15 protein-coding genes and 1 pseudogene are annotated in these 16,050 nt (G+C 70.7%); 6 read left to right on the plus strand and 10 right to left on the minus strand.

What is annotated here, in order from left to right:
- Nucleotides 1-362: 362 nt before the first annotated feature.
- Nucleotides 363-803, minus strand: a complete 441-nt coding sequence (locus ACFVYN_RS15245; protein ID WP_389997884.1) for a DUF402 domain-containing protein — start codon at nt 801-803, stop codon at nt 363-365.
- 99 nt (nt 804-902) lie between these two features.
- Here ACFVYN_RS15245 and ACFVYN_RS15250 point away from each other — a divergent pair.
- Together ACFVYN_RS15250 and ACFVYN_RS15255 are read left to right on the plus strand one after the other, a co-directional pair.
- Nucleotides 903-1,085: pseudogene (locus ACFVYN_RS15250) on the plus strand (transposase); the annotation flags it as partial.
- 225 nt (nt 1,086-1,310) lie between these two features.
- Entirely contained in the window at nt 1,311-1,589 is a 279-nt protein-coding gene (locus tag ACFVYN_RS15255; protein ID WP_389997886.1) for a GlsB/YeaQ/YmgE family stress response membrane protein, read from the plus strand.
- Nucleotides 1,590-1,948: 359 nt separating this feature from the next.
- Here ACFVYN_RS15255 and ACFVYN_RS15260 read toward each other — a convergent pair whose 3' ends face one another.
- From ACFVYN_RS15260 to ACFVYN_RS15270, 3 genes are all read right to left on the minus strand, one after another.
- Nucleotides 1,949-3,391 (minus strand): hypothetical protein, encoded by a 1,443-nt coding sequence (locus tag ACFVYN_RS15260; RefSeq protein WP_389997888.1) that lies wholly within the window; start codon nt 3,389-3,391, stop codon nt 1,949-1,951.
- 124 nt (nt 3,392-3,515) lie between these two features.
- Nucleotides 3,516-4,310 (minus strand): alpha/beta fold hydrolase, encoded by a 795-nt coding sequence (locus ACFVYN_RS15265; RefSeq protein WP_389997889.1) that lies wholly within the window; start codon nt 4,308-4,310, stop codon nt 3,516-3,518.
- On the minus strand, nt 4,303-4,890 hold the full coding sequence (locus ACFVYN_RS15270) for a TetR/AcrR family transcriptional regulator (RefSeq protein ID WP_389997891.1): 588 nt from the start codon (nt 4,888-4,890) through the stop codon (nt 4,303-4,305). The genes ACFVYN_RS15265 and ACFVYN_RS15270 overlap by 8 nt, the downstream gene beginning before the upstream one ends.
- Nucleotides 4,891-5,025: 135 nt before the next feature.
- Between ACFVYN_RS15270 and ACFVYN_RS15275 the strand changes: the two genes are divergently transcribed.
- Nucleotides 5,026-5,268, plus strand: coding sequence for a hypothetical protein (locus tag ACFVYN_RS15275; protein ID WP_389997894.1), 243 nt, complete (start codon nt 5,026-5,028; stop codon nt 5,266-5,268).
- Between the two features lie 12 nt (nt 5,269-5,280).
- Here the strand turns inward: ACFVYN_RS15275 and ACFVYN_RS15280 are convergent, their stop codons facing one another.
- Together ACFVYN_RS15280 and ACFVYN_RS15285 are read right to left on the minus strand one after the other, a co-directional pair.
- Nucleotides 5,281-5,466: a DUF397 domain-containing protein gene (locus tag ACFVYN_RS15280; protein WP_389997896.1), complete on the minus strand. Its 186-nt coding sequence runs from the start codon at nt 5,464-5,466 to the stop codon at nt 5,281-5,283.
- The gene (locus ACFVYN_RS15285; protein WP_389997899.1) at nt 5,466-6,317 is read right to left on the minus strand and encodes a Scr1 family TA system antitoxin-like transcriptional regulator; all 852 of its coding nucleotides are present in this window, start codon (nt 6,315-6,317) and stop codon (nt 5,466-5,468) included. The genes ACFVYN_RS15280 and ACFVYN_RS15285 overlap by 1 nt, the downstream gene beginning before the upstream one ends.
- Nucleotides 6,318-6,469: 152 nt before the next feature.
- On the opposite strand from ACFVYN_RS15285, the gene ACFVYN_RS15290 reads away from it, so the two are divergent.
- Complete coding sequence (locus ACFVYN_RS15290) at nt 6,470-6,910, plus strand: ATP-binding protein (RefSeq protein WP_389997902.1); 441 nt, start codon at nt 6,470-6,472, stop codon at nt 6,908-6,910.
- 6 nt (nt 6,911-6,916) lie between these two features.
- Here ACFVYN_RS15290 and ACFVYN_RS15295 read toward each other — a convergent pair whose 3' ends face one another.
- Nucleotides 6,917-10,621, minus strand: coding sequence for a helix-turn-helix domain-containing protein (locus ACFVYN_RS15295; RefSeq protein ID WP_389997904.1), 3,705 nt, complete (start codon nt 10,619-10,621; stop codon nt 6,917-6,919).
- A gap of 124 nt (nt 10,622-10,745) precedes the next feature.
- Here ACFVYN_RS15295 and ACFVYN_RS15300 point away from each other — a divergent pair, with 124 nt between their 5' ends.
- Nucleotides 10,746-12,014, plus strand: coding sequence for an acyltransferase family protein (locus ACFVYN_RS15300; protein WP_389997907.1), 1,269 nt, complete (start codon nt 10,746-10,748; stop codon nt 12,012-12,014).
- A 32-nt stretch (nt 12,015-12,046) separates the two neighbouring features.
- Entirely contained in the window at nt 12,047-13,321 is a 1,275-nt protein-coding gene (locus ACFVYN_RS15305) for an MFS transporter (RefSeq protein WP_389997909.1), read from the plus strand.
- On the opposite strand, the gene ACFVYN_RS15310 is transcribed toward ACFVYN_RS15305, so the two are convergent.
- Genes ACFVYN_RS15310 through ACFVYN_RS15320 form a run of 3 tightly spaced genes read right to left on the minus strand, consistent with a single transcriptional unit; the run spans nt 13,311 to nt 15,938 of the window.
- Nucleotides 13,311-14,111: an ABC-2 family transporter protein gene (locus tag ACFVYN_RS15310; protein WP_352381763.1), complete on the minus strand. Its 801-nt coding sequence runs from the start codon at nt 14,109-14,111 to the stop codon at nt 13,311-13,313. The genes ACFVYN_RS15305 and ACFVYN_RS15310 overlap by 11 nt on opposite strands.
- A gap of 5 nt (nt 14,112-14,116) precedes the next feature.
- Nucleotides 14,117-14,920 carry an ABC transporter permease gene (locus ACFVYN_RS15315; RefSeq protein ID WP_389997912.1) on the minus strand — a complete coding sequence of 268 codons (804 nt, stop codon included), beginning with the start codon at nt 14,918-14,920 and terminating at the stop codon, nt 14,117-14,119.
- Between the two features lies 1 nt (nt 14,921).
- Nucleotides 14,922-15,938: an ATP-binding cassette domain-containing protein gene (locus ACFVYN_RS15320; RefSeq protein WP_389997915.1), complete on the minus strand. Its 1,017-nt coding sequence runs from the start codon at nt 15,936-15,938 to the stop codon at nt 14,922-14,924.
- Nucleotides 15,939-16,050: the final 112 nt, after the last annotated feature.

Raw genomic sequence — 16,050 nt, forward strand, 5'->3', positions numbered from 1 at the left:
TCGCATCGGCGGACCGCGGTCCGGCCATCGATGGGGGGATCGTGCAAGGTGGGGCGCTGAGCGCTCGTTCGACCCGGTGACGTCAGTGACGAGACGATCCAGGCCATGGACATGGCCAAGCGCCAGGGGCTGCGGAAGGACTTGCGCGCCCTGGCCGCCGACATCCGTCCGATGCCGATGCCGATGCCGATGCCGATGCCGATGACCGGTACGACGGTGCGGAGCCCGGGTGTCGGGCCGGCGTCGAGTGGACGCTGCTGTGGATCGAGAACACGGCCGGCCAGCTGATCGATGGCCGGCCGTAGGCCACGCGCCCAGCGGGCTGACAGTCAGGGTGTGTCGCCGGAGTGGTGGAAGCGGGTTCAGCCGCCCTCCGGTGCACCTCCCTCCGCGGCCACCGTGGGCCGGGTCAGGCGCGGCGTAGGCCAGGCCGGCTCCCACGACCAGGCCGCCCAGCGCTGCGCGTGCGCGAAGACACCGGCACGGTCGGCGAGCATCGCCAGCACCTGGGCGCGGGCGTCGTCGACGGCCTGGTGCTCGGTGTCGCTGACGATGCCGAGGCGGCGCACGTGCGCGTACTCGTCTTCGTCCTTCCACTCCCAGCCGGTGAGGTCGGGGTGGATGAGCAGGTCCACGGTGAGATCGAAGGTGTCGAACCCGGTCTCGGTACGGCGGGTGGGGTGCTCGAAGTTGACGTACCAGTTCCGCAGTCGCCGCCCGGCGCCGTCGGGGACGAAGAAGGCGTTGATGCTGAACCAGGCCGCCGGAGGCTTCCACAGCAGCAGGTCGGTCTCTTGCCACACCGCGTCTACGAATTCCTGCCCGGCGAGGACTCCACCCGACCTGCCCGCCTGTGTGGCGGCCCGGGCCGCTGGCGAGTGGCCCGCGGCCACTTCGTCGCCTTCGATCTCCTGAAGCAGACACTGGGGTGGACCCGGCCGAAGCTCCGCAACCCCCGAGGCCGGAGACCGCTGGACGTGCCTCGTGATCGCTGCTCACACCCAACTCCGGCTCACCCGCGCGTCCGCCGAGGGTTTCGGAACCTCCGCCCGCACCTCAAGTGCCCGGCCTGTGCACCGAAACCCTGAACACCCGGACCAGGAAGCCATCGAGCGCGACAGCCTCGGGTGGTCGGGTCACGGCGCGTGTGATCCGGACCGGTCCTTTCTCATCACGGCTCCTCCCTCTCGGGTCCACTCCTCTGGATCATGCGCTGGCACAGCCGAGTTTGGGAGAAGACGTTTGTTCGTGCGCGATCGGTGCAGACGATGATCTGACACAGCCTTTATACGACGAAGCGGAGAGGCACCATGAGCATTATCGCGTGGATCTTCATCGGCCTGCTCGCCGGCGCCATCGCCAAGGCGCTGATGCCCGGCAAGGACCCCGGCGGCATCATCATCACCATGCTCATCGGGATCGTCGGCGGTCTGCTCGGCGGCTGGCTCGGCAAGGTCATCTTCGGCGTCGACTCCATCGACGGGTTCTTCGAACTCTCCACCTGGATCGCCGCGATCGCCGGCTCCGTCATCCTGCTCGCCCTCTACCGCCTCGTCACCGGCAACCGGCACTCGCACCGCCACGCATAGCCCGCTGAAGGCATAACGCCTCCGGACACACCTGGACGGCTCCCTCCCCTGTTCGCGGGACGGGAGCCGTCAGCATGCGCGGCCAGGCCTCTCAGTGCCCCCGGCCGCCGGCCCGTCGGCCGGGGGCGATCGCATGGCCCAGGCCAAACCGTGTCTGAGCTCGCGGTAGTCGTGCTCGATGCGCCACCGCATCTTCGCCCAGCGCACCAGATAGCCGGGGACAGGGGTGAGGAGGCGGGTCGCCGGGCCGTCGCCGATCCGCGGCTCTCTCCGGCGGCCGCGGCGCGACTGCTGGAGGACTCGCACGAACACGTCCGCTGCGCGGCCGCTCGCCCCCTTGGTCGAGCGGCTCGTACCGCTCAGGGCTTGAGGCGGGCGATCCGCAGACTGGTCGAGGTCGGGGAGGCACCCGTCAGCGGCTTGGCGTACGACGGTGCGACCGGGACGTAGGCCCAGGCCAGTGTGCCGTCCTTCTGGACCGCGATGTCACCCGTGATCCTCGCCGACACCACCTTGTCCGCGCTCTGGAACGTGCCGTTCCAGTCGACGAGCCGGAAGTGCGTGCCGGTGAAGGTGCCGGTGCAGGTACCGCTCCCGCACTTGGCGTTCTTCAGGGACTCCCAGGACACGAGAAGGCGGTTCTTGCCGTACGGCGCCACGTGCACGTCGACATGCTCGGTGCCCGGCGCGTTCGTGAGGTAAATGGCCTTGCCCGGCCCGGAGTTGCGGTTCTTCAGGAAGGCGACCGCCACCTGGTGGGTGCCGGTCTTCGGCTTGACCGTCCAGCCGCGGCCGCTCGGGTCGTCCGGGTTCTTCTTCGCCGACGCGGCACCGCGCGAGGCGAAGGCGGTCGCGTAGCGGCCCGTCGAGGACTTCACCAGGTCGCCGGTGCGGCCGGGGAACGTACCGCCGCAGTACCCGGCCCAGCACTGCTCGCGCTGCACGACCGGAGCCACGTCCGGGGCGCCGATGCCCGTCGACACGAACAGTCCCGAACGCCAGTCGTCGAAGCAGAGGGAGGTGAAGTCGCCGGTGGCCTCGGCGTGCAGCGCTGTGCCCTCGTTGTGGCTGCATCCCCAGCCCCAACCCCCGGTGAGCTTGGCGCCCTTGGGGCTGACGTACGACAGCTTGTCGCCGAAGTGGCCGTCCGCGAAGCCGCCCGCGCCGTGCACGACGTAATAGGCGCCGTACTTCGAGCCGTTCCAGGTGAGTTGGCCGTCGAGGGTGGGGGAGGTGTCGTGGGAGGCCGTGCCGGTGAGCTTGGTCCGGAACGTCTGTCTGTCGTTCGTGTACCGCACGATCGCGGCCGCCGTCTCCTTCCACTTGTTGGTGTCGGCGACCCGGGTGAGCAGCGCGAAGCCGTCGTTGTGCGCGACCAGGCCGCCGACCTCCTTCGCCCCCTTGACGACGGTGTCCGTGCCCGAGCGCTTCCCGGCGGACGTCAGCGGGGTGACGTGGATGCCGTCCGCGGCGGGCCAGGCGACGCGCAGGGTGCCGTTCGGTGCCGCCGCCGTCGCCGTCCGGGTCCACTCGCGGGTGTTGTTGTAACCGGCTGACAGATAGGGGAACTCGGCGGTCAGGGGCACGGCCGTGGTGGCGGGCGCGAGCGTGGGAGCGGTGGCCGCACCGGCGGTGGCGTACCAGGCGCCGACGAGCGCGGTCGTCGCGGCGAGACCGGCGATGACGGGCTTCCGGGCGGCGCGGACCCGGCGGTGGCCGACGCGGGGGGTGTCGCGAGCCGCGCCGTGAACGGTGCCTCGGGGGGTGTCGGCGTCGCGCGATGTGCGTCTTGCGGGAGTCATACCCTCAGGTCGCCGCAGAGGGTGCGAACGTTGCCGCCGATCTTGCGGTGGTCGACCGGACCCCGAGCATCCCCGTATGACAGCGGAACGGTACAGCTGACATCCCGGCCCGCACTCCGTGCCGTCAGGACCGCATGTCGCCGTCCCCGAGCAGTGTCCGCGTGAGGCGTTCGGCGAAGTCCACCGGGTGCTGGAGGATGCCCAGGTGACCGCCGGGAAACTCGACGAAGTCGGCCTGCCGCTCCTTCGTGAGGAACTCGGCGGTCCGGTGGAGGAGTTGCCCACGGGAGTCGGTGCCCGCGGCGACGGTGAGGCGAGCCGGTGAGGGGCCCGCGACGGGGACGTACGTCGTGAAGGACTCCAGGACGTGAGCGAGGAAGAGCGCCATGGGACTGTTCAACTCCTCTTCCCTGGTGAGCGGTTGGCCCTCCGGTAGATCGCCCTCCTGCCGCTCCTCGAACACGGCGGTCATCAGCGCGCCTGCCGCGGCCAGGCCTTTGGCGCGGTAGACATCACCGACTTCCGCGAACCGGGCCTGCTGCCGCTCCCCGTCCGGCAGCACGCCCACGCACGGCGGCTCGTGCGCGACGACGTGCCGCAGCCGCTCCGCATGCCGGGCGGCCAGATCGAGCGCGGTGATGGCCCCGGCACTGGTGCCGAGGACGTACGCCGACTCGCCCGCCGGAAGCGTCTCGTCCAGCACACGCCGGGCGCCGTCGCTCCAGTCCTGCACCCGCTGGTCCTCGACGGGTTCGCCGAGGCGGCCGTGGGCGAGGCCGAGGTGGTCGTAGGTGACGACGGTGAAGTGCCCGGAGAGTGCCTCGGCCACGGGGCCGAGGCCCATCGGGTGTCCGGCGCCACCGGGGAGCAGGAGCAGTAAGGGGCCGTGGCCGGTGATGTCGTAGTGCGGGTCAGTCATCGGTGTTCTCCTCTTGGGGCCAGTTCTCGAGTGCCACGTGCAGGGCGTCGACCGCCCTGTCCCAGGACTTCTGTACGTCGCGTGGCGCACCGAAGCCGCCCGCCGACTCCAGGGCGCAGTAACCGTGGAAGGTGGCGCGCAACAGGCGTACGGCGTCGGTGAGATCGGGTTCGGCGAGACCGTAGGCGCGGAGCATGCCGTACGTGATCTCGGCGGTGCGCCGGAGCGCGGGGGTGCCGGCGATGAGCGACTGGTCGATCCGGATCTGGGTGGCGGCGTACCGTCCCGGCCGCTCCAGCGCGTATGCCCGGTAGGCACCGGCGAAGGCGGTCAGCGCGTCCTTCCCGGCCCGCCCCGCCACCGCGACGGCGATCCGGTCGATCAACTCGCCACCGGCGAGCAGGGCCACCCGGGTGCGCAGGTCCTGAAGGTTCCTGACATGCGCGTACAGGCTCGCGTCCTTCACGCCGAAGCGCTTGGCGAGGGCGGCCAGAGTGACGTTCTCGAAGCCGATCTCGTCGGCGAGGTCGGCGGCGGCCTCGGTGAGACGGTCGGGGGTGAGGCCTGCGCGGGGGCTCATGGCAGCACGTTACCTAGGGGCCCTAGGTTATTGCCAAGGGTTTTCGGTGAACCTGGAGAGGATCAGGCGCCGAGTACCTGGTCGCGGCTTCCTCGATCCTCGCCACGGGCGGGGAGCTGAACGTCCGACCTCGACATGCTGTTCGTCGCCGTGGAAGTGGAGCAGGGGGCGATCATGACGGCATGGCTGGCACCGAGCCCCGCGTGCGCCGAGATGGTGCCCGATCCGAACAGCAAGGGGCGCTTCCGTTTCTCCGCGTCCATGAAGCCGGACTCCATGGACCGCTGGACCCCGTTCCGGCTGGAGGCGGCCGAACTGCCCCGGCGCATCCTCGCTCGACTCGCCGAGCTGGAAGAGGGGCCCGCCTCCAACCTGTAACGGCTGACGAGGTCAGCTCCGCGAGGCGAAGGCCACGAACTCCGACCAGGTGGCGGGGGAGAGGGCGAGTTGGGGACCGGTGTGGTCCTTGGAGTCGCGGACGTGGACGGTGGTGGGGGCGGCGGCGACTTCGACGCAGTCGCCGGAGCTGTCGCCGCTGTAGCTGCTCTTGAACCAGGTCAGTTGAGTCGTGCTCATCATGCTCCTCGCATCCGCTCCAACAGGCTCCGGGAGTCCTCAGGAGTCAGAGCCTGTGAGCGAAGTTTCGCATAGCGCATGTGGAGCACGCTGATCGTTTGCGGCTTGACGAGGAACTGGCTGCTCTCCTGTGCTTCGAGGTAGGCGAACCACTCGTTCTCCGGGGTCTCCAGCAGCTGCATCGGCCCGTTCAGGCCTGGGTGGTAGCCACGTGACAGCGGCATCACCTGGAGTTCGACGTTGCGCGGCTCGGTGGCCTCCAGCAGGTGCTCGATCTGCTCGCGCATGGCCGCCTCCCCGCCCGTCGGCCGCCGTAGGACATGCTCCTCGACGATGAAACTGAACGACGTGTTGGGCCGCTCCCCGAGCAACGACTGGCGCGCCAAGCGAGCCGTGACCCGGGCCTCGATCTCCGAGTCGGTGAGCACGGGCACCCGCTCGCGGAACAGCGTCCGCGCATACTCCTCCGTCTGCAACAGTCCCGGAACGAGCCGGTTCTCGAAGGTGTACAGGCTGATCGCCACCTCCTCCAGCTCGGCCCACTGCCGGAACCACGAAGCCAGCCCCTTCTCCCTCGTCGCGTGCCTGTACACCCCCTTGAGCACCCCGAACGCATCCAGGATCTCCTCCGCCCGGTCGACAAAGCGGCGTTGGGGGAAACGGCGGCCCTGTTCGATCGACGCGACCGTGGACGGCTGATAGCCGACCAGTGGGGCGTACTCCTCCTGTGTGTGCCCGGCCCTCCTGCGGAACGCCTTGTGCGCCTCGCCGAACGCCTTCAGGCTGTCGGACGGTTCGGGTTCGTTCGCGCTCTTCTCGACGCCGATGGTCTCGATGGTGCTGTCGGTCATACGGGTAACTCCCGGGTGCCTTGGTGCCAACCCCGCCAGATCACCCATGGTCACGGACCGTCACGGTCACTGTCCACTCCGTGACTCGTACAACCCGTAGCGTACGAGTTTCGTGCCTGGTGGACTCCCTTCGCTCCCGGGACGGTTGGGGCATGCACGCAGAGACCGATCTCCAACCTCCCGCCGTCGTCGGCACGTTCACCCAGCTCTTCGCCTGCACCCCGGTCGGCGCGCGGCGGGCCCGGCGGCTCGTCGCCAACCGGATGGACGTCTGGGGGTACGCGCACGGCGGCGAACCGAACGAGGACGTCACGCTCGTCGTCGGCGAGCTGGCCGCGAACGCTGTACGGCACGGCCGGGTGAGCGGGCGCCAGTTCCGCGTACGGCTGCTGCTGCGCGAGGGGTCGCTGCGGGTGGAGGTGAGCGACGCGAGGGTGGACCGGCTGCCGGTGCCGGCGCGGGAGCCGGACGAAGGGGGACGAGGACTGCTGCTGGTCGAGGCGCTGACGGAGAGGTGGGGCGTCGAACTCCGGCCGGGCGGGGCGTACAAGACGGTGTGGGCGGAGCTCCGGGTGGGGTCGTGCGGCGGCTGACTCCTCCTATGGCGTAGCCCGTCGACAGCCGGTTTCCGTGGACCTGTCGTGCAGGTAGCGGGACTGTTCGGAAGGGGTGAGGTCGGTGTCGACGGCCGCGCAGATGTGGTTGATCGCGTGAGCCGGGTCGGGCAGGTCGACGTCCCACAGCTCGACAGAGCCGTCCGTGCTGATGGCCAGGGTGCGTCCGTCCGGGCTGAACGCGACCGCTTCGGGTGAGCGCGCCGACAGGGTGAGTCTGGTCTGGCCGGTGGCGAGGTCCCACAACTGGACGCCTCTCGCGGTGCTCGCTGCGAGGGTGCGCGCATCGGGGCTGAAGGCCAGCGACGCCACTTCGCCGCCGACGGAGAAGCTGTCCTGGAGCCGGCCGGTGCGCACGTTCCAGAGTGTCGCCGATCCGCGACTGCCGCTCACGGTGGCCAGGGTGCTCCCGTCCGGGCTGAACGCGAAGACCGACAGGAACTGGCTGTTCGGCTTGATGGCGCGCCGGGTGCGTCCCGTCGCGGCGTCGAGCAGCCTGAGCTGATCACCGTCGGGCTCGATGTCCACTACGGCGAGTGTGCGTCCGTCGGGGGTGAACGCCACCCTCCTGACGAGGCTGCCGTTTCCGGACTGAGCCGCGGTTCGCCGTGCGCCGGTGGAGAGGTCAAAGAGGTCTACTGCCCCCTGCAGGCCGACGACGGCGAGCCGTGTCCCGTCCGGACTGAAGACCGCCGTGTCGCTGGCGTCCAGGGCACGGCTCAGGCGAAGTCGGCCCGTGGCGACGTCCCGGACCTCGATCACCCCTCTCTTGACGGATCTGGCAGCCAGGGCACGGCCGGTCGGGTCGAACCCCACGGCCGCGAGGTGCAGAACCGGGACGGACAACTGCTTCCCCTCGGGGGCCGTGTCCGTGTCGAGCGGCAGTGAGACGTCGCGGTCGCCGGTCCTGGCATCCCAGAGCTGTACTGCCCCCATCCCGGGCGGCCCTTGGCGGACCGTGACCACCGCGTGTCCGTCCCGACGGAAGGCCATGTCGCCGATGTAGGTGCCGACGGGGCCGGGCAGAGTGGTCTGCGGGGGATCGGCGGGCAGGTGGTGGACACGGACCTCGGGGTCCCTGTTGCTGCTGGTGACCAGAGTTCGGCCGTCCGCACCGAGGGCCACTCGCATGACTCCTCGTCCGTGGTGACCGGCGGTCACGGTGGCCCGCGCCGTGCCGGAGACGGTGTCTCGCAGTCGCACCGTGTCGTCGACGCTCGGGATGGCAATCGTCCGCCCGTCGGGGGCGAAGGCCACCTCGTTGACCCCGACGGGCACGTCGTTGAAGGTGTGCCGGACGATCCCGGTGGCCGCCTCCCGCAGTTGCACCGAACCGTCGACGCGGACCGCGTAGGTCCGTCCGTCCGGGCTGAAAGCCACCGCCCTGCCGTCTATTCGGCCGCCGCCGACGCTCCGGGTACGGCCGGTGGCCACGTCCCACACCCGCACGAGTCCGTCGATGCCCACCGCGGCGACGGTCCGTCCGTCAGAGCCGAAGGCGACCGCCTCCGGGTCGGGGTGCCCGGTGAAGCCGCGCCGCTTGCGGCCGGTCGCCACGTCCCACACCCGTACGGTCGCCGAGGAGGTAGCGGCCACGGTACGGCTGTCAGGGCTGAAGGCGATCGCGCGTATCGAACCGCCGGGGACGGTGAGGTTTCTAAGCTCCTTGCCGGTGACCGGGTCCCACCTGCGGATGACGCCACCGGTGGCTACGGCGAGGGTGCGTCCGTCGGGGCTGAACGCCGCGACTTGGCCGCTTTCGTCGGGGCCGGTGAACGTGTGCCGGAGCCGGCCCCCTGGCAGATCCCAGATCCGTACTCTGCCGTCCCTGGTCTGGTCGGCGACAGTATGCCCATCCGCGCTGAGGGCGAGGGAATCCACGGGTGCGGTGCCGCCGACCAGGCGCTCACGCAGCGGTAGCCCCGCGGCGGCATACAGGGCGGCGGCGGCCTCCCGGGTAGGGCTGGTCCGGTAGGCGTGCACGGCAAGCAGCGAGGCGAGATCGGGGTCGGAGTCCAGTAACGCACCGGACTCGGCGGCCAGTTGCCGCGACTGGGCCAGGTGCTGGGCGGTGACCGCGCTCCGCCACTGCCCCACGGCGAGGCCGGCGGCGACGAGGGCGAGGCACAGGGCGGCCGTGACCGCGGTGAGCACCAGCCGGGACCGGCGACGGCCCTTGTGCTCGTGATCGCGGCTGGCGTCGAGGTAGGCGCGCTCCAGGTCGGTCAGGTCCTCGCGCGGTGCGCCGCCGAAGTGTTCCTGGGCGGCGGCGAGCCGGCTTCCCCGGTACAGAGCGCCCTCCTCACGGCCGAGTGCCTGCCATGCGTGGGCCGCTTCGGTCAGGTTCCGGTGCACGCGCAGGCGTTCGCGGTCCTCCTCGATCCACCCGCGCAACCGGGGCCACGCCGTCAGCAGTGCCTCGTGGGCGATCTCCACCGTGTCCCCGTCCAGGGTGAGCAGCCGTGCCCCGGCGAGCGCCTCCACCACCCGGCCCGTCTCGCCGAGTTCCGCGCGCTCGACGGGACGACGCGTGTCGGGCGTGCCGTCACCGGGGGCGATCATGCGCAACAACACCCGGCGGGCGGCGGCCGCCTGGTCCTGCGTGAACCGGCCGTAGACGGTCTCGGCGGTCTTGGCGATCGCCCCGTCCAGGCATCCCGCCGCCTCGTACCCCGCCATGGTCAGTGTCTTGCCGCGGCGGCGGCGCCAGGTCTCCAGCAGGGCGTGGGACAGCAGCGGCAGCCCGCCCGGTGCGTCGGCGATCTCGTCGACCAGCCGGGTGGTGAGGGCGCGTTCCACGGTCAGTCCGGCGGCCGTGGCCGGCTTGACCACGGCGTCGCGCAGTTCCGTCCGGCTCATCGCTCCGGTCAGGAGGTTGGCGTCGCGCAGGGCGTCGGCCAGCCCACGGTGCTCGGCGCAGCGGCCGTAGAAGTCGCCGCGCACTGCCAGCAGCACGCGCAGGCGGCTCTCGGGCTGCCGGGCCGTCAGCAGCAGATCGATGAAGCGGGCGCGCTCGGCCGGGTCGTGGCAGAGGGTGAAGACCTCCTCGAACTGGTCGACGATCACGACGGTGTCCGCCCCGGAGTCGGCGACGCTCCCGGTGCGGGGAATCGCGGGTGCGAGGAGCGGTGCGTGGTTGCGGGCGGGGCGTTCGCCCGGTGTCAGGATCCTGATCGCGGCCGGACGCGGGCCCGGCCCCCGGGTGCGCCGGAGGACGGGTATCAGACCGGCCCGCAGCAGCGAGGACTTGCCGCTGCCGGAGGGGCCGAAGACCGCGGCGAACCGTCGGCGGCCCAGCAGGTCGACCAGCTCCGCGGTGAGCTGTTCCCGGCCGAAGAACAGGTCGCTGTCCCCGGTCTCGAACCGTGCGAGACCCCGATACGGCGCGACTGCTCCGGTGTCCTCCCGGGAGCCGTCGTCGGCGGACTCCTCCACCGCCGCCTTCCAGCGGGCCTCCCATTCCGCCGGGTCCGCACCGCACGCCCCCGCATAGGCCAGCACCACCGGGAGCGTCGGCAGCCGCTCGCCCGCCGCGGCCTGCGACAGCGTGGTCACCGAATAGCCCGCCCGCTGCGCCAGCGACCGGTAGGTGATCCCGTCCGCCTCCAGCCTCAGCTTGCGTAACTCGAACGCGAACCGCTGCACCGGACCCGCCGCCGGATCCAACGGCACCTCACGACGCCCCGCCACACCCTCACCCCGTTCAATGTTCGGCCGCCAGAACGGTACTGCCGAACAATGCGCCGACCGGTGAACTCGGTGATCAGCACACCCCGACCGGGGCCTGCCTGATCGAAGAGGACTCCGCTCACGCATGAAATCCCCAGCCCTCGTCCCCCCTCCGGCGAAGCTGGGGTGGCTGGACGCGTTGCGCGGTATCGCCGCACTCGTCGTGGTGTTCGACCACTCCTCGTACACCTTCATGGCGGACTTCCGGCGGGAGTTGATGCCGCAGTTCAACACCAGCCGCTACGGCATCATGGTGTTCTTCCTGGTGAGCGGCTACATCATCCCCGCGTCGCTGGAACGGCGGGGCTGCGTCCGGACGTTCTGGATCGGGCGGATCTTCCGGGTGTACCCGCTGTGGGCGGTGGTCGTCACGGTGCTCCTCGCCGCCCACCTCCTGGGCGTCGCGGAGCTGCGTGACGTCGGCCGGCAGAGCGTTGCCTCCGTCGTGGTCGCCCACGCCACGATGTTGCAGGAGTTACTGGGAACGCCCAATGTCCTGCTGGTCCTGTGGACGCTCTCCTACGAGATGTCCTTCTATCTGCTGGTCGTCGCCCTGTTCACGGTTCGCCTGCACCGGCAGTCCGCGGCGATCGCGGTCGTCCTGGCAGTGCTCTCCGCCGCGAGCGTGACGGCGGGCGCGGTGCTGCCCGCCTCCGCCCTGTCAGGCCTGGTCGGCACGGGCCCGCTGATCGTGTGCGCTTCCCTTGCCATGGGATTCGCCATCTGCTGTGCGAGCGCCGGCTCACCGGTGCTCCGGCGGTTCGGGGGTGTGCTCGGCGGGGTGTTGGCGCTCGTCCTGGTCCCGTTCAACGGCACGGTCCCGCTGTGGGAGGGGCTGGTGATCCTCGCAGTGATGTTCCTCGGCACCGCTGTCCACCGTGCCGAGAACGGTCGGAGCACCTGGCGCCGTACAGCCGGCGCGGCTGTCGTGATCGCCATCTGTGCCGTGGGGAGTGCGTACTGGTCCGGCACCGACGACCACTTCGCACGGCGGGGCTGGATCGTCGCGTTCGTGCTGGCTGTGCTCACCTTCGGCGCCGGACTGGCGTCGCGCGGCCGACGCGTACCGCCGGTACTGACCGGACTGGGGACCGTCAGCTACTCGGTCTATCTGGTGCATCCGGTCCTGCTGGCGGTGATCGACGGCACGATCGGCCGACGACGGCAGGACAGTCCCGTACTCGAAGTGGCCTTCTTCGCCGCGCTGTTGCCCCTGTGCCTGCTGACCCACCGTTACGTCGAAGCGCCGGGCCAGGCTTGGGGCCGCAGGTTGGCGGACCGTGTGCGTGGGGGACGGCAGCGGCCGCCTTCCGTCGGCCGAAAGTCGTTTCCGTGCCGCCGACGGCGGCCCTAAGGTGGCAGGTCGTCCGGGGATCAGGGAGGGGCATGGCGTACGAGGCTCAGCGGGACGGCACGACCGACAAGTCCCCACCCCTGCGGGCTGCTTCTCCTCCGCTGTGGCGCCAGCGCGACTTCGCCGTCTTCTGGGCCGCCCAGACCCTCTCCGTCCTCGGTGACTCCTTCGCCCTGATCGCCCTGCCGTTGCTCGTGCTGGAGACCACCGGCTCCCTGGCCCGGATGGGACAGCTGACGGCGGTCGGCGGGGCCGCCTCGGTCGTCGCCGCCGTGTTCGCGGGGGTGGTGGTGGACCGGGTCGACCGGCGCCGGCTGCTCATCGGCTGCGACCTCGTGCGCATGGTGCTGTACGGGGTGATCCCGCTGGTGTGGCTGTTCGGGCCGCGGGTGTGGCTGCTGTACGCGGTGCTGCCGGTGTGCGAGGCGGTCGGCATGCTGTTCGCCGTCGGTTACGTCACCGTCGTACGGAGTCTCGTCGGGACCGGGCAACTGACCGAGGCCAACGGGCGGTTGAACGCGACGGCCGCCGCGGCCGGGGTGCTGGGACCGGTGTGCGCGGGCGTCGTGGCAGCCTGGACCGGGCCCGCCACCGCGGTCGGCGTGGACGCGGCGAGCTTCGGGGTGTCGGCGCTGTGCACGGCCTTCGTGCGGTTCCGGGCGCGGCCCGCCGGAGCCGACGGCGAACGCACCGGCCTGTGGCGCGACTTGCGCACCGGAGTGGCGTTCCTGCGCGGGCACCCGGTGCTGCGCTCGCTCACCGCGCTGCTGTTCGTCTTCAGCTTCCTCACCTTCGGCCTCAACGACCTGGTCATCTACCACCTCAAGCACGATCTCGGCCACGACGACGGCACGGTCGGCACCGTCATGGCCGTCGGCGCGCTCGGCACGATCACCGGCGCCCTGCTGGTGGCCCGCGTCCGCCGCCGGCTCGGCTTCGGAGTGACCTGGACCGCCGCGGTCGCGGTGTGCGGGCTCGCCTTCGCCGGCATGGGCTGGGCGCGGGACGTGCCCGTCGTCGCGGCCCTGAGCGCCGCCTTGCTGGCCTGTGGCGCCGTGGCGGGCACCTGCTCCATGTCCCTGCGCCAGGAGATCACCCCGGAACCCCTCCTGGGCCGGGTCACCGCCGCCTTCTGGACCCTGCACTACTCAGCGGCCCCCGTCGGCGCGGCCGTGCTCACCTGGGCCGCCGAACACCAGGGCACGGCCCGGGTCGGCGTGGCCGCCGGCGCGTGCTGCGTGCTGATCGCGATCACCACGCTGTTCACCCCCGTACGGCGGGTTCCCTCGGCGGACGTCACCCATTGACCCCCGCGTAGTGCCGAAGGCTCCACCCCCACAGCACCCGCGACCCCAGGTACGCCACCACACCCAGCAGCGGGGAAACCGCCGCCAGCCAGTACGGGGCACCGGTGTCGTGGCCGTGGCCGGTGAGGACCGCTGCCGGGAAGTAGGCGACGAAGGCGAGGGGGAGGCCGTAGGTGAGGAGGCCGCCGACCGCCTTGGGGAGGACGTTCAGGGGGTAGCTGCCGAAGGTCCCGAGAAGTTCCTCCAGCCAGCGGCTCCAGTAGTCCGCGGCCGGGAAGCGCAGCGCCGCGCAGGTGATCGCCGTGAAGAGGGCCGCCTCCAGGAACATGCCGCCGATGACCGCGGCGATGAGGTAGGAGACGCGGCCCGGCGTCCAGTCCAGCTGGCTGCGGCTGAGCGCGCCGACCATCAGGCCCACCGCGACCGTCAGGTCGCCGATCGCGTTGGTGGGGAAGAAGGCCAGCTGGAGCTGGCGGTACACCGGCATCGGGCGGGTCAGGTAGATGTCGATCCTGCCCTCCTGGATCTGCCGGCCCGCGCCGTGCACCCGGCCGAGCAGAAGGACGAACAACCCATGGGCGAGCATCCGCGTCGCCGGGATCAGCAGGACCTCCGAGCTGTCCCAGCCGCCCATCCCGGTGAACCGGGTCAGCAGCACCGTGGCGAACACGATCACCGACACCTGCCAGATCGCGCCGATCGCGATCATCAGCAGGAACTCCGTGCGGTACTCCAGCTGCGCACGGAAGTTGAGACGCGTGACGCGCCACGCGATCCGCATGCCGTTCACAGGCCTCAGCCTCCTTGGGACATGACGCGGCGGGCGGCCCGCCGCCACAGGAAACGGGTGAACAGGGTGAGCGCCACGACCCAGAACGCCTGGATCGCAAGCTGCTCGAAGGCGTCCGAGAGCGGGATGCGCCCGATGTAGATGGACAGCGGCACGCTCAACGTCGCCTGGAACGGCAGGAATCCGCTCAGCGTGATGAACCAGTCCGGGAAGAACCACAGCGGCGCGTACACCCCGGACAGCAGGTTCTGCGCGAAGATCAGGATCAGCATCGCCGCGTTGTTGCGGACCGTCCAGAAGCACAACTGGTCCAGCAGCAGCATCACGTGGTACAGGACGCACTGGCCCAGCAGCAGGCTCAGCGCGAACACCCCTGCCACCGCGGCCGACCTGGGCGGATCCAGCACCCCGGCCGCCAGACAGACCAGGTAGCCGCCGAGCGCCCACGCGAAGCCGTACAGCTGCTCTCCGAGGGCGCGCAGGGCGTGGTAGCGCTGGGGCGGCAGCGGGCGCAGATACCAGTAGACGATCGTGCCGAAGTGCATGTGCTGGAGCACGGTGTCCCGGCCCGCGTACTGGTCCAACTCCCGGAGCCGGGAGGCGAGTACGGCCAGCACGGCGTACGTGACGGCCTGGCCCTCGGTGAGGCCCGCGGTGGTGCCGGTGTGCGCGTACAGGCCGTGCCACAGGGAGGCCACCAGGACCACCTGGACGGCCAGCCGGACCAGGACGGCCGTCATCCGGGGCGGCGCGTGCAGCTCGCCGAGCGGGGTGACCCGGGCGGCGCGCCAGGCGTGCAGGACGGCCATGTCAGACCGCCTCGGTCGCGGGTTCCGCGTGGACGTAGGCCGCCCGCATCACGTCTTCGAGGTCGGCCTCGTCGATGGCGACGCCCGTCACCTCGTACCGCTCGATGACCGCCTTCAACGCCTGGTGCACGGTGGGGGAGTCCGGTCCGTCGGGGCTCTCGGGGCCGAACACGACCTGCGGGCCCTCCTTGCTCAGCACCGCGATCCCCGGCAGCGGGACGACGTCGGTGTGCGCGTCGGCGAGGGTCGCGCGGACCTGCCAGGTGGAGCCGAACTTACGGCGGATCTCGTCGAGGGAGCCGTCGAGGACGAGCCTGCCGTGGTTGATCAGGACGACCCGCTCGGCGAGCCGCTCGACCTCGGTCATGTCGTGGGTGGTCAGCAGGACCGTACGGCCGCGCTCCTCCACCTGGTGGCGCAGGAACTCCCGTACCTGCTCCTTGACCACCACGTCCATGCCGATGGTCGGCTCGTCGAGGAAGACGACCGGAGGGTCGTGCAGCAGCGCGGCCGCGAGGTCGCAGCGCACGCGCTGGCCGAGGGAGAGATGGCGGACCCGGGTGTCCCAGAACGTGGACAGTTCCAGGATGCTGTCGAACTCCGCGAGGCGCGCGGCGTGTTCGGCCTTCGGCACCTCGTAGATGTCCCGGAGGATCGAGAAGGACTCGCGCACCGGCAGGTCCCACCACAGCTGGGTGCGCTGCCCGAACACCGCGCCGATGTTACGGGCGTTGCGTTCGCGATCCTGGTACGGCACCACGCCCGCCACCCGGGCCTCGCCGGAGGTGGGCGTGAGGATGCCGGTGAGCATCTTGATGGTGGTGGACTTGCCGGCGCCGTTCGGGCCGAGCAGGGCGAGGAGTTCGCCGGGCTGCACGTCGAAGGTGATGTCCGAGACGGCGTGCTTGGCGACCCGCTCCGGGTTGACCAGGGAGCGCAGGGTGCCGGCGAGGCCGGGGCGACGGACGGTGGTGTGGAAGGTGCGGGACAGGCCGCGAACCTCGATGCTTCCGGGCACGCTGTGAACTCCCTTGTCGGGAACAAGAGTTGCGGCCGCGAGGGGTGGGGGGCCGGCCCCCCCCCCCGGACCAAAAGACCTCCCAGAAAACCCAACACACAAGCAAAAGAAA

It is taken from the genome of Streptomyces sp. NPDC058307 (assembly GCF_042880295.1).
Taxonomy (GTDB): Bacteria; Actinomycetota; Actinomycetes; order Streptomycetales; family Streptomycetaceae; genus Streptomyces.

Excerpts from the sequence above, each read along its gene's own strand:
- ACFVYN_RS15305 (WP_389997909.1), top strand. The coding sequence starts at position 12,047 with ATGGCGTACGAGGCTCAGCGGGACGGCACGACCGACAAGTCCCCACCC.
- ACFVYN_RS15315 (WP_389997912.1), bottom strand. The coding sequence starts at position 14,920 with ATGGCCGTCCTGCACGCCTGGCGCGCCGCCCGGGTCACCCCGCTCGGC.
- ACFVYN_RS15275 (WP_389997894.1), top strand. The coding sequence starts at position 5,026 with ATGCTGTTCGTCGCCGTGGAAGTGGAGCAGGGGGCGATCATGACGGCA.
- ACFVYN_RS15255 (WP_389997886.1), top strand. The coding sequence starts at position 1,311 with ATGAGCATTATCGCGTGGATCTTCATCGGCCTGCTCGCCGGCGCCATC.
- ACFVYN_RS15265 (WP_389997889.1), bottom strand. The coding sequence starts at position 4,310 with ATGACTGACCCGCACTACGACATCACCGGCCACGGCCCCTTACTGCTC.
- ACFVYN_RS15285 (WP_389997899.1), bottom strand. The coding sequence starts at position 6,317 with ATGACCGACAGCACCATCGAGACCATCGGCGTCGAGAAGAGCGCGAAC.
- ACFVYN_RS15290 (WP_389997902.1), top strand. The coding sequence starts at position 6,470 with ATGCACGCAGAGACCGATCTCCAACCTCCCGCCGTCGTCGGCACGTTC.
- ACFVYN_RS15280 (WP_389997896.1), bottom strand. The coding sequence starts at position 5,466 with ATGAGCACGACTCAACTGACCTGGTTCAAGAGCAGCTACAGCGGCGAC.
- ACFVYN_RS15300 (WP_389997907.1), top strand. The coding sequence starts at position 10,746 with ATGAAATCCCCAGCCCTCGTCCCCCCTCCGGCGAAGCTGGGGTGGCTG.
- ACFVYN_RS15260 (WP_389997888.1), bottom strand. The coding sequence starts at position 3,391 with ATGACTCCCGCAAGACGCACATCGCGCGACGCCGACACCCCCCGAGGC.
- ACFVYN_RS15270 (WP_389997891.1), bottom strand. The coding sequence starts at position 4,890 with ATGAGCCCCCGCGCAGGCCTCACCCCCGACCGTCTCACCGAGGCCGCC.